Annotated in this window: 7 protein-coding genes; 3 read left to right on the top strand and 4 right to left on the bottom strand. The window is 72.7% G+C overall.

The features are described 5' to 3' along the window. Positions 1-84 precede the first annotated feature (84 nt). The 3 genes from BLW47_RS13725 to BLW47_RS13715 all read right to left on the bottom strand — a co-directional run bounded on the left by BLW47_RS13725 (position 85) and on the right by BLW47_RS13715 (position 3,740). Positions 85-1,560, bottom strand: a complete 1,476-nt coding sequence (locus tag BLW47_RS13725; protein ID WP_091556292.1) for an NADH-quinone oxidoreductase subunit NuoF family protein — start codon at positions 1,558-1,560, stop codon at positions 85-87. A 52-nt stretch (positions 1,561-1,612) separates the two neighbouring features. Continuing rightward, on the bottom strand, positions 1,613-2,866 hold the full coding sequence (locus BLW47_RS13720) for a ferric reductase-like transmembrane domain-containing protein (RefSeq protein WP_245736628.1): 1,254 nt from the start codon (positions 2,864-2,866) through the stop codon (positions 1,613-1,615). A gap of 277 nt (positions 2,867-3,143) precedes the next feature. Beyond that, positions 3,144-3,740: a hypothetical protein gene (locus BLW47_RS13715; RefSeq protein WP_091556290.1), complete on the bottom strand. Its 597-nt coding sequence runs from the start codon at positions 3,738-3,740 to the stop codon at positions 3,144-3,146. Positions 3,741-3,956: 216 nt separating this feature from the next. On the opposite strand from BLW47_RS13715, the gene BLW47_RS13710 reads away from it, so the two are divergent. Next, positions 3,957-5,033, top strand: a complete 1,077-nt coding sequence (locus BLW47_RS13710; RefSeq protein ID WP_091556288.1) for an SRPBCC domain-containing protein — start codon at positions 3,957-3,959, stop codon at positions 5,031-5,033. Between the two features lie 4 nt (positions 5,034-5,037). On the opposite strand, the gene BLW47_RS13705 is transcribed toward BLW47_RS13710, so the two are convergent. Continuing rightward, a complete protein-coding gene (locus BLW47_RS13705) occupies positions 5,038-5,496 on the bottom strand; it encodes an MSMEG_6728 family protein (protein ID WP_091556286.1) in 459 nt (152 codons plus the stop codon). Positions 5,497-5,589: 93 nt separating this feature from the next. On the opposite strand from BLW47_RS13705, the gene BLW47_RS13700 reads away from it, so the two are divergent. After that, complete coding sequence (locus tag BLW47_RS13700) at positions 5,590-7,011, top strand: M28 family metallopeptidase (protein WP_425435401.1); 1,422 nt, start codon at positions 5,590-5,592, stop codon at positions 7,009-7,011. A gap of 255 nt (positions 7,012-7,266) precedes the next feature. Further along, positions 7,267-13,023, top strand: a complete 5,757-nt coding sequence (locus BLW47_RS13695) for a ThuA domain-containing protein (RefSeq protein ID WP_091556280.1) — start codon at positions 7,267-7,269, stop codon at positions 13,021-13,023. Positions 13,024-13,156 lie beyond the last annotated feature (133 nt).

Raw genomic sequence — 13,156 nt, 5'->3', positions numbered from 1 at the left:
GATCACGGGGCCGGCAGCACGACACCGCGGTGACGCGGCTGCCGGCCCCTCGATCACCGGCTCGGCGCTGGGGCGGGGGTGGGGTCAGTGGGGTTGGGCGTCGACCAGGCGGAGGGCCAGCGCGGGGCACATGTTGATCGCCTTGCGGGCGCCGGGCTCGAGCCAGGGCGGCACCGGCGCCGGGGGGAAGGCCGGGAAGCCGTTGCCGTCGAGCGTGATGAGCTCGGGGGCGATGTGCGCGCAGAGTCCGTGGCCGTCACAGCGGGTCCAGTCGACGGTGAGCCGGGGGCCGCCGCCCGCGTCCAGCGTCGCCGGGATCGGCAGCACCCCCTTCACGCGCTTGCCGCACCCGTCGCCGGCCGCGTGCGCGGCGATGTCGGCGGCGAAGACCTCCAGCGCCGAGGTCGCGAACCGCGCTGTGCCGTCCGGGTGGCTGCACGCCCCGCGCCCCTTGACCACACCGGCGGCCGCCCGCACCACGTCGGGCGCCGCACCGCCGATGGCGAGCGAGTCGACCGTACGGGCCAGATCCGGCAGACCCAGCCGGCACGGTCCACACTGGCCGGCCGACTCACCCGCGAGGTACCGCACCACCCGGGCCGCCTCGCCGATCGGGCAGGTGTCGTCGCCGAGCGGCACCATGATGCCCGCGCCGAGACTGCCACCGTGCTTCATCAGGCTCTTGCGGGAGACCTCCGCCCGCGCCACCGCCTCCGGCGCCATCCACTTGCCGTGGAACCCACCCGTCAACAGCCCCGGCCCGACCGGCGCCTCGCACATCCGCAGCACCTCGGCCAACGGCGTCCCGGTCGGGCACTCCACCACCGCCGGCCGCGCCGCCGACCCCGTCACGCTCAGCATCACCGTGCCCGGCTCGTCGGCCGTGCCGACCGCCGCGTACTCGTACGGACCGAGCCGAGCGGCGATCGCCAACTGGGCGTACGTCTCGGCGTTGGACAGCAGCGTCGGCAGCCCGGCGACGCCCGTGTCGCTGGCCCGGACCTTGATCCCCGGCGGGATGTGCGCCTCGCCGTTGATGCCCCGCACCAGCGCGCCGCCCTCGCCGGAGATGAACCGGTGCGGCACCCGCACCACGCTCGTCGGGACCGGCATCCGCCGCTCCCCCAGCGCGGCCGCGAGCGACCCGGCCCCGATCCCGTCGTCGGCCACGCCGATGACGATCTCCTGGGCGTCGAGCGCGAACGCGGCGAGCGCCGCGCCGTCCAGGATCAGGTGCGGGGCGCGGGTCAGCAGCACCTTGTCCTTCCAGGCCGCCGGCTCGCCCTCGGTGGCGTTCACCACCACCACGGTCGGCTTGTCCTGCTTGGCAGCCGACTCCAGCACCGCCCGGAACTTCTTCGCGAACGGGAAGCCCGCCCCGCCGCGGCCCTGCAGGCCGATCGCGTCCGTCAACCGGATCAGCTCGCTGGTCGACAGCGGGCCGATCCGCCCGTGCACCTCCTCGTGCGCGAGCAGGTCGAGCCGGCCGAACTCCTCGAGCCCGGCGGTCAGCCGCGGCACCCCGACGGAAGCGACGGGCGGCACCGACGCAGCGCTCACGGATTCAACCTTCCGTTCGCGACTGCGGGGCTCGCAAGCTCACTCCTCGCGCTCACCGGGCCTCGCCGCGGAGGTTGGCCCAGTAGGCGGCGTCGACGTCGTCGGCCACCGGGCGACGGCGCGCGGAGCGGCTCGACGGCGGGGCGCCCTCGGCGCGCCGGGCCCGCCGGGAGGCGAGGTCGACCAGGGTCGGGGTGTCGTCCGGCGGCAGCTGGACGGTGGCGGCGCCGTACGCCGGGGCGGGGCTCACCAGGTCGTACTGCTCGTCGTCGTCCCGGCTGTGCCGCCCACCGCGACGGCCGGCGTCGGCGGCGACCGGCGGGAGTTCCGGCTCCGACCAGCGCGGGCTCTCCTCCTCGCGCTGCCGCGGCACCGCCGGGACGGCGTATCGGCCGGAGCGGGTGGACGCCACCTCGCGGGTGCGGTAGTCGCCGGCGCGCTCCCACGGCGCCAGGATGTCGCCCGGACCGGGCTCGTCCCGGTACCGCGACGGCGGCTCCACGGTCATCCGGACGTCGCCGCCGCGGCGGCGGGACGTGCCGGTCGCGACCGGGTCGGCGGCCGGCTTCGCGGCCGGCGTGACCGCCCCGGTCTGGGTCGCGAAGACGTCCCGGCGTCCATAGTTGACGGAGAGCCGCACCAGCAGCGCCACGGCCACCATGCCGACGCAGACGAAGTAGCTCGCGGTGACCCAGGCCGCCGGCGGCCGGCCCGCGTTCAGGCCGTGCAGGAGCGCCACCGGCCAGGACGCGTACGCGGTGCTGTGCAGCGCCCGCCACATCCACGGCTTGCCGCCGAGGAAGCGGGAGCGGATGAGGCCGGTCCAGAACACGCCGGTCATCAGGAACGCGGCGAGGGTGCCGAACCCCACGTAGAGCCCGCCGAGGAAGGGCACCAGCACGTCGGCGGCGCCGACCCGGCCGAGCGAGACCTGGGTCAGGATGTGCAGCGCGAGGAAGGTCACCGCCAGCGTGCCGGTGGTGCGGTGCACCGCCTGCATCAGCACCCGGTGCGGGGCCTTCAGCACGATCCGGTCGGTGCAGATCAGGCCGGCCATCACCGTGATGCTCAGCGACACCAGCGTGAACACGCCGGCGTAGAAGTCGACGAAGAAGTAGGCGAACACGTAGGCGATCCGGCCGGACGGGGTGAGCATCGACAACGCCCACAGCGCGGTCAGCACCGACGCGGTCAGCACTCCCAGCGTCATTTTCGAGGGCCGCGCCTTGACCCCCGTGACGGTCTTCGGAATGGCGGATCGCTGGTTGAGCTTCGTCCCGGCCATACACTCCTCGATCTCCCGCATCGGTGCCCCCGACGCGTCCCGCCTGGTCGTTCGCCGTCCGACCACGCGCCTGCCCGGCTTGTGTGACGGGCGTTCCGTTCGCCGTCGCGCTCGGAGGTCCGGCCCGTCCCTCAGCAACTACGTACGAACCGGCCGGACGGATGAAAAATGTTCGGGGCGATTTCCACCGGATGCGCCACCGCCCCGCCCCGGCCGTGACGCCGGCGACAGGGCGGGGCGGCGCGGCCCGCCCGGGCGGCCGGCGGCGCCGGGCTACCCGCGCCGCCGGCGCGGGGGGTCAGGAGGCGCTGACGCGGGGCGTCGGGGACGCCTCCGGGATCGGCGGGACGTCCGGTGTGCCGGTGGGCGCGGGCCCGGTGGGCTCCGGCGTGGGCTCGGGCGCGGTGGGCACCGGCGTCGTGGGCTCGAGCGGCCCGGCGGCGCCGCCGGGCGTGACCCGACACTGGGCCAACGACTCCAGGCCGGTGGGGCGCTCGCCGTCCCGCCCGATCGCGAGGGCGATCCGCTCGATGGTGGCCCGCCGTTTGTCGGCCAGCGGCCCGAGGATGGCGTTGGTGACGAAGTTCGGCCCACCCTGGCCGCGGCTGCTCTCCAGCCGCTGGTTCGCCTCCCCGGTCTGCAGGTTGAGCAGCGCGAGGTTCCGGGTCACCTCCTCCCGGGCGGCCGGCGGAACCGGCGGCAGACGGTCGGCCACCAGCGGGCACTGCACGGCGGGGGCGGCCGTACCCCCGGTTTCGGCCGCGGCGACGCCGAGCCCGGCGCCGAGCATCAGGACGGCGCCGATCACGGTTCCGGCGACCTGCCAGCGACGCAGGCCGCGCGGATCCGGTTCGGCTCGGTGGTGGTGCGCGGTGCGGGAGGAACGGTGAGACATGCCCTGACAACCCAACCCTTCTGCGCCACAGGTGCCGGCCGCCACCGCTGGCGTCGCGGCGTCGCCGGTGGGCCGCCATGGCCCGCCTCCGGCGCCCGCGGGGTTCGCCGCCAGGCTCCGGAGATATCGACGAGGGCGGGACCACCTGCGTGATCCCGCCTCGTTGGTCAATACGTCGGGGCGGTGCCGATCGGTTCAACGCCGTACAGTCGCGCGGTGACCGAAATCCGGATGGATGTTGAGCTTGAGCACCCGCCGGAGCGCGTATGGCGCGCCCTGACCGACCGACACCTGCTTCCCAAGTGGTTCGCCGAGACCGACCTGGAGCCGCGCGCGGGCTCCGTCTTCCGGTTCGAACCGATCACCGTGCCCGGGCTGCCCCGGGTGGTCGACGGCGAGCTGATCAGCCTCGACGAGCCACGCCGGCTGAGCATGCGCTGGCGCGCCGACGACCTGCAGACGCTGGTGGCGTGGGAGCTGACGCCGACCGCGGCGGGCTGCCGGCTGACGCTGCGGGAATCCTGCGTCCGGGAGCAGTGGGACCCGGAGCAGCGGGCGGTGCTGGAGGAGGGATACCGGGAGCTGTACACGGTGCGGCTGCCCGCCGTCCTGGACTGGATCGCCTTCCGGGAGGTGGACTTCGCGGCGACGGTGCCCGGCGGGGCCGGGGGCCGGGGTCGGCGTGGTGGGCGGCTGCTCGCCGGGGTGGCGGCGGTCGTCGCCGCGGCGCTGGCCATGGTCGCGCTGACGGGGCTGCTCGACGCGCGGACGCAGGAGCCGACCGCGGCCGCGCCGGTCGACACCGCCGTCGTGCCGAACCCGGCCGGATCGCCGTCGCCCGGCGCGTCGACGCCGCCGCCGGCCCGCGGCGTGTCGGCCAGCCTCACCCCGTCGCCGTCGCAAGCGCCCCGGTCACCGCAGGATGCCTCCGGAGCGACGACCAGCACGTCACCCACCCGGCCCGCCGGCGCCGCGCTGCTCGGCGCCCGGTACGCGACGGTCGGCTCCGGGTCCTTCGGCTACGACGGCGAGATCACCGTCAGCAACACCGGCAGCGCGGCGGCATCCGGTTGGACGGTGACGGTGACGCTGCCGCCGTCGCCCAGCCAGTCGAAGGTGCTGAGCGCCACCGGGGCACGCCACGAGCAGCGCGGTCGGGTCGTGACCTTCACCGGCGGGGCGCTGTCGCCCGGCGGGACGGCGCGGTTCCGGTTCGAGGTCGGGCAGGCGCCGCTCGGCGAGAAGGCGCCGGCGGGCTGCACGATCGCCGGCCGGCCCTGCGCCGGGCTGTGACGGCTCAGCCGGCGGTCGGCCAGACGTACGGCAGGTCGTCGGGGACGTCGCCGAAGACCGGCCGGTAGAAGTCGGGGTCCTTGCGGACCAGCGCCGCGCGGTGGCTGAGGTGGAAGTCGTCCCGTCCCAGCCACGGCGGCAGCCCGACCACCCGGCCCAGCTCCTCCTGGGTCCGGATGGTCCGGTGCCCGGCGCGCTCGGCGAAGTCGTCGAGCAGCGTGGCCGCCACCGTGTCGCCCCGGCCCGCGGCGCTCCACTCCCGGCACATCTCCAGGCCGTAGCGGATCAGCGCCTCCTCGTAGCCGGCCCACATCTTCACCGCCGGATGGTTGCGCCAGCCGTAGCCCGGCCGGGTCAGCGCGCGGAAGATCTGCAGCGTCTCGACCCGCTGTTTGCCCAGTCGGAGGCGGTCCAGCACGGCCGCGCTGGCCGCGAAGTCCGGGTACGGCAGGAAGGTCTGCACGCCGGGGGCGTACCCCCGGGGCGCCGCGCCTACACCCGCGCGGGTGACCCCTGGACATCCCGCCCGCGAAAGTCAAAGATGCCATGCATGGGCATGGATGAGGCGCGGTCCGGGGCCACTCGTCGCACGTTCCTGTCGGCCTCGGCGGCGGCCGCCGCGGTCCCGCTGGTGGCGGGCGCGGCGCCCGCGGCGGCACAGGCCGCGTCGCGCGGACCCGGACGGCCCGCCCGCCCGCAGCGGCCCGACCGGGCGCTGCGCGAGCTGCTCGCCGAGATCGACCAGCGCCGCATCGAGGCCACCGTGCGGCGGCTCGCCGCGTTCGGCACCCGTCACACGCTGTCCAGTCAGGACGATCCGCAGCGCGGCATCGGCGCGGCGCGGGACTGGATCCACGCGCAGCTGACGCAGTACGCCGCGGCGTCCGGCGGGCGCATGACGGTCGAGCTGCAGTCGTACGTGCAGGAACCGGCGTCGCGCATCCCCACGCCGACCCGGATCACCAACGTCGTGGCGACGCTGCGCGGCGAGTCCTCGCCGGACCGCGTCTACGTGGTCTCCGGCCACTACGACTCACGCGCCACCGACGTCATGGACGCGACGTCGGACGCGCCGGGCGCCGACGACGACGCGTCCGGGGTCGCCGCGGTGATGGAGCTGGCCCGGGTCATGGCCACCCGCCGGACCGAGGCCACCATCGTGTTCGCCGCGGTCGCCGGCGAGGAGCAGGGACTGTACGGCGCCAACCACATGGCGCAGCAGTTCAAGGCCGCCGGCGCCGACATCCAGGCGATGTTCACCAACGACATCATCGGATCCAGCCGGGCCGACGACGGCACCCGGGACCCGCGCGGCGTGCGGCTCTTCGCCGAGGGAGTGCCGACGGCCGAGACGCCGGGGCAGGCCAGCACGCGGCAGTCGGTGGGCGGCGAGAACGATTCGCCGTCGCGGCAGCTCGCCCGCTTCGTGCGGGACGTGGCACAGAACGAGGCGACCGGCATGGAGGTGCGCGTCGTCTACCGCCGGGACCGCTACCTGCGCGGCGGCGACCACATCCCGTTCCTGCAGCAGGGCTACCCGGCGGCGCGGTTCACCGAGCCGCATGAGGACTTCGCGCACCAGCATCAGGACGTGCGGGTGGAGGACGGAAAGCAGTTCGGGGACCTGCCGGAGTTCTGCGACTTCGGATACATCGCGCGGGTGACCCGGGTGAACGGCGCGGCGCTGTGGTCGCTGGCGCAGGCGCCGGGCACCCCGCGCAACGCCCGGATCCTCACCTCGAACCTGACCAACGCCACCACGCTGCGCTGGGAGCGCGGCACGGAGCCGGATCTCGCCGGCTACGAGCTGGTGTGGCGGGAGACGACCGAGCCCGAGTGGACGCACGTGATCCCGGTGGGCGATGTCGACACGGCCACGGTGGACCTGTCCAAGGACAACGTCTTCTTCGGGGTGCGGGCGGTCGACCGGGACGGGCACCGCAGCCCGGTGGCGTTCCCGCGGCCGGCGAGCAGCTGACCGTCGCCCGTTACCCAACCGTTACCTGAATTCGTCTCATCGCCGTATTGCCCTGCTCGCCATCAGCGGCGTTAATTTGTTCAGTCAAATGACAAATCGACCAGCGGCCTCGGCGGGCCGACGGTCCGCACAGCCCTGACCGGTCTTCGGCGAGCCGGGCGGGGTACCCCCCTGTCCGACGAACGAAGGAGATCCTTCGTGTCACATCGCCGACGTCGCGGGCTACGCGACACCCTCTCCCATGCCCTGTTGAGCATGGCGGTCGCCCTCACCGCGACGGCGACCGCCGTCGCGGCCGGGCCGACCGCGGCCCAGGCGGCGCCCGCCGGCGCGGCCGCCGAACCGACCTATTCCGTGCTGGTCTTCTCCAAGACCGCCGGGTTCCGGCACGACTCGATCCCGACCGGCATCGCCGCGATCGAACAGCTCGGCGCCCAGCACGGCTTCGCCGTGGACGCGACCGAGGACTCCGCCGCGTTCACCGACGCCAACCTGGCCAAGTACAAGGCCGTGATCTGGCTGTCCACCACCGGGGACGTGCTCGACGCCGGCCAGCAGGCGGCGTTCGAGCGCTTCGTGCGCGCCGGCGGCGGCTACGCCGGCATCCACGCCGCCTCCGACACCGAGTACAACTGGGCCTGGTACGGCAACCTGGTCGGCGCGTACTTCGCGTCGCACCCGGCCAACCAGACCGCCAGCATCAAGGTCGAGGACCCGGCCCACCCGTCCACGTCGGCGCTGCCGGAGAAGTGGTCCCGCTTCGACGAGTGGTACAACTTCCAGACCAACCCGCGCGGCAAGGTGCACGTGCTGGCCAGCCTGGACGAGCGCAGCTACTCGCCGGGGGCCGGCGCGATGGGTGCCGACCACCCGTTCGCGTGGTGCCAGGACTACGACGGCGGCCGCTCCTGGTACACCGCCGGCGGTCACACCCAGCAGTCGTACTCCGAACCGGAGTTCCTGGCGCACCTGCTCGGCGGCATCCAGACCGCGGCCGGGGCGGTGAAGGCCGACTGCAACGCGTCGCTCACCAAGGGCTTCGAGAAGATCGCCCTGGACAGCAACACCAACAACCCGATGGAGCTGGACGTCGCCCCCGACGGGCGGGTGTTCTACGCCGAGCGGGACGGCCGGGTGCAGATCATCAAGCCGGACACCGGCAACACGGTCACCGCGATCCGGCTCAACGTCTTCACCGGCAACGAGGACGGCCTGATCGGGCTCCGGCTGGACCCGAACTTCGCGACCAACAAGTGGATCTACCTGTACTACGCGCCGAACGACGGCATCGCCCGCAACGTGCTGTCCCGGTTCACGGTCGAGGGTGACACGATCAACCTGGCCAGCGAGAAGCAGGTGCTGCGGGTGGACACCCAGCGCAACACCTGCTGCCACGCCGGCGGGAGCATGGCCTTCGACAGCGCCGGCAACCTCTACCTGTCCACCGGCGACAACACCAACCCGTTCGAGTCCAACGCCTACACCCCGATCGACGAGCGGGCGGGCCGGCAGGACTTCGACGCGCAGCGCACGTCGGGCAACACCAACGACCTGCGGGGCAAGGTGCTGCGCATCCACCCGGAGGCCGACGGCACGTACACGGTGCCGGCCGGCAACCTCTTCGCGCCCGGCACCGCGAAGACCCGTCCCGAGATCTACGCGATGGGCTTCCGCAACCCGTTCCGGATCGGCGTCGACCCGAAGACCGGCACCGTCTACGTCGGCGACTACGGACCGGACGCCGGCAGCGCCAACCCGAGCCGCGGCCCGGAGGGCCTCGTCGAGTGGAACATCGTCGAGAAGCCGGGCAACTACGGGTGGCCGTACTGCACGGGGGCGAACAGCGCGTACAACGACTACACGTTCCCGTCGGGACCGAGCGGGGCGAAGTTCGACTGCACCGCGCCGGTCAACGACTCCCCGAACAACACCGGCCTGACCAACCTGCCGCCGGCGATCCCGGCGACCGTCTGGTACGGCTACGCGAACAACCCGCTCTTCCCGGAGATCGGTGGCGGTGGCGCGCCGATGGGCGGCCCGGTGTACCGGTTCGACGCCAACCTCGCCTCGGAGCGAAAGTGGCCGGCGTACTACGACGGCAAGGCGATGTTCGGCGAGTGGAACCAGAACAAGATGTACACGATGCAGGTCGGCGCGAACGGCCGGTCGCTGGTGGACATCAACAATCTGCTGACCGGCATGACCTTCCTGCGCCCGATGGACTTCGAGTTCGGGCCGGACGGCGCGCTCTACATGATCGAGTGGGGCACCGGCTTCGGTGGCAACAACGACAACTCGGGGGTCTACCGGATCGACTACGTCGCCGGTGACCGCGCCCCGATCGCCGTGGCGGGCGCCGAGCCCACCTCGGGCAAGGCGCCGTTGACCGTGGCGTTCTCCAGCGCCGGGTCGCGCGACCCGGACGGGCAGACCATCACGTACGCGTGGACGTTCGGCGACGGTGGCACGTCGACCGAGGCCAACCCGACCCACGTCTACACCGCGCCGGGCAACTACACGGCGCAGTTGACGGTGACCGACTCGGAGGGCCGCAGCGCGGTCGCGAACGTCCCGATCACGGTCGGCAACACCGCCCCCACGGTTTCCATCGAGTTCCCGCCGGACGGCGGCTTCTTCGAGTGGGGTGACCAGATCAAGTACACGGTCAAGGTGACCGACGCCGAGGACGGCTCGATCGACTGTGACAAGGTCGTGCTGCAGGTGCTGCTCGGCCACGACGAGCACGGGCACCCGCTGGAGTCGCACACCGGCTGCTCCGGCGTGGTGCAGACCGCGCTGGCGGCGGGTCACGGCGCCGAGGCCAACGTGTTCGCGGTCTTCGAGGCCACGTACACCGACGCCGGCGGGGCCGGCGGGGCCAAGCCGCTGACGGGTCGGGCGATCGAGCAGCTGCAGCCCAAGCGCAAGCAGGCCGAGTACTTCAAGGCGACCGGCCGGGTGCCGGGCAGCACCAGCACGGGTGACCCGGGCGTGCAGAAGGAGACCACCGGCGACAGCGCCGGCGGTTCCCAGAACATCGGCTTCATCGAGGACGGCGACTGGTGGTCGTTCGACCCGGCGAACCTGACCGGGATCGACGCGCTGCGCTTCCGGGCCGCCTCGGCCAGCACCGGTGGTCTGATCGAGGTCCGCACCGGCGCGGTCGACGGCCCGCTGGTCACCACGGCCACGGTGCCGGCCACGGGCGGGTGGCAGACGTACACGGACGTGACCGCCGCGATCGGCACGCCCAGCACGGCCGGACCGGTCTACTTCGTGGCCCGCAAGCCGGCCGGCAGCACCAACGACGGCGCGGTGTTCAACGTCAACTGGGTCGACTTCCTCGGCCGAGGCGTGACCGAGAACGCGCCCCCGGTGGTGACCGCGACGGCCACCCCGGCCAGCGGCACCGCGCCGCAGACGGTGAGCTTCACCGGCACCGCCACGGACGCGGAGGGCGACACGCCGCTGACGTACGCGTGGGACTTCGGTGACGGCGGCAAGGCGACGACGCTCAACGCCAGCCACACCTACACCACGCCGGGCACGTTCACCGCGACGCTGACGGTGACCGACAAGCGGGGCGCGAGCGCCTACGCGACGGTCACGGTGAAGATCGACGCGCCGAACACCTCCTGCTTCGGGAGCCGTTCGGACGACTTCACCGGCACCGCGCTGGACAAGACGCGGTGGTCGACGGTGGTCCGGGAGAACCAGCTCTACTCCGTGGCCAACGGTTCCCTGGTGCTGCCGACCTCGGCCACCGACCTGTACGGCGCCCGCAACGACGCCACCAACATCGTGCTGCAGCCGGCGCCGAACGGGGCCTGGCAGGCGACGACGAAGGTGTCGCTCGCGGCGGCGGCGAACTACCACCAGGCCGGTCTGATCGTCTACGGCGACGACGAGAACTACGCGAAGCTGGACCTGCTCTACTCGAGCAGCCGGCGGATCGAGTTCATCCGGGAGACCGCGGGTACCCCGCGCAACGAGGGTGCCGACAGCGCGGCCGCACCGAACGGTGACACGGTCTACCTGCGGCTGACCAGCGACGGCACCAACCTGACCGCGGCGTTCTCCGCCGACGGGCAGACCTTCACCCCGGTCGGTCGGGCGGCCGCGCTGGCCGGCATCACCAACCCGAAGGTGGGGCTGTTCGCGCTGAACGGCGGCACCACCGCACCGGTGCTGAACGCGTCGTTCGACTGGTTCCAGCTCTCGCCCGACACCCCGGCCGAGCCGGTCACCCCGTCGGACGAGTTCACCGGCACCAGCCTGGACAAGTGCCGGTGGAACGCGATCGTCCGCGAGGACGCGAACGGCTACCGGGTCTCCGGCGGCGCGCTGCGCATCGACGTGCCGAACGGCGACATCTACACCGGCAGCAACTCCGGGCCGACGAACTTCATCCTCCAGACCGCGCCCGCCGGCGACTGGACCCTGGAGACGAAGGTCGACGGCAGCCTGCTCAACGAGCAGTACCAGCAGGCCGGCCTGCTGGTGTACGGCGATGACGACAACTACCTGAAGTTGGACTTCATCGCCGACAACCAGGCCGGGCAGGCGGTCACGCGGCGGATCGAGTTCCGCAGCGAGATCGGTGCCGCGGTGCAGAACCCGCAGCCCCAGGTGACGAACCTGACCAACGCGGTCTGGCACCTGCGGCTGGCCCGCAAGGGCAACGTCTACACCGCGTCGTACTCGGCCAACGGCACCGACTGGACGACGTTCAGCGAGTCGCTGACCAACAGCGCGGTCGGGGCGACGCCGAAGGTGGGTCTGTTCACCCTCGGCGCCAACCAGACCGCGTCCAAGACCGCCTCGTTCGACTACTTCCGGCTCACCGCGGCGCCCAGCGACGCGGTCCCGCCGGTGACGGGCGCGAAGGTCGAGGGCACGGTCAGCGGCGGCTGGCACACCGGGCCGGCGACGGTGACGCTGAGCGCCACCGACAACACCGGTGGCAGCGGCGTGGCCAGGACCGAGTACCAGCTCGACGCCGACACCGCGTGGACCGCCTACACCGAGCCGATCGTGGTCTCCGGTGACGGCACCCACCAGGTGCGGTTCCGCTCGGCCGACAAGGCGGGCAACGTCGAGGCGACGAAGACCGTCGACATCAAGGTCGACGCGACCGCGCCGGTGACCACCGCGACGTTCGCCCCGGCGAGCGACGACGGCTGGCACGCCGGCAAGGTCCCGGTCACGCTCGCGGCGACGGACGCCGGGGCCGGGGTCGCCAAGCTGGAGTGGTCGCTGGACGGTGGCCCGTGGACGGCGTACACCGCCCCGGTCGACGTCACCGGTGACGGGGAGCACGAGCTGCTCTACCGGGCCACCGACGGCGCCGGCAACGTCGAGACGCTCAAGTCCGCGGTGCTGAAGATCGACGGCGTCAAGCCGACGGTCATCGTCTCGGGCCTGGCCGACGGCCAGCTCTACGGCGACAGCTCCGACGTGCGCATCCGGTACGAGGCGGTCGACCCGACCTCCGGCGTCAAGTCGGTCGTCGGCACGCTGGACGGCAAGCCGTACCAGAGCAACACGCTGCAGGCGATGCACGAGCTCACGCTCGGCCTGCACGAGCTGACCGTCACCGCGACGGACAAGGCGGGCAACCAGACCACGTCGTCCGTCCGGTTCTTCGTCACCACCTCGTTCCGGGACATGCAGAACCTGCACGACCGGTTCAAGGCGACGGGCCAGCTCTCCAACGTGGCGCACCGGAAGCTCACCAACAAGCTGACGGCGGCCCGGCAGTCCGAGGTGGACGGCAGCGACAAGCGCGCCGTCCAGCAGCTCAACGCGTACATCGGGTTGGCCTCGGACGCGACGCTGGTGCCGGACGCGGACGTGCGCGCGGCGCTCGTCCGGGACGCCAACGCGATGATCGAGCGGCTGGGCGGTCAGCCGAGCCGCGCCGCGGTGAAGGCCAACGGCGGTCAGTCGTTGGCGGGCACCGGCCGCCTCGACCAGGACGCGACCCGCGTCCCCGAGGGCGGCAAGCTGTAACGCCACACCCGCGGGGCGGGCGGCCCACGCCGCCCGCCCCGCCCCACTGATCACGACGATCTTGGGGTTATGGCGAAGATATGTCCGGAACGGACAGCCATAACCCCAAGATCGTCGGGATCTTGAGTGAACG

The organism is Micromonospora pattaloongensis (genome assembly GCF_900107255.1).
GTDB classification, from domain to species: domain Bacteria; phylum Actinomycetota; class Actinomycetes; order Mycobacteriales; family Micromonosporaceae; genus Micromonospora_I; species Micromonospora_I pattaloongensis.
Note: the sequence above shows the minus strand (reverse complement) of the source record. Positions and strands in the feature narration are given on the sequence as shown.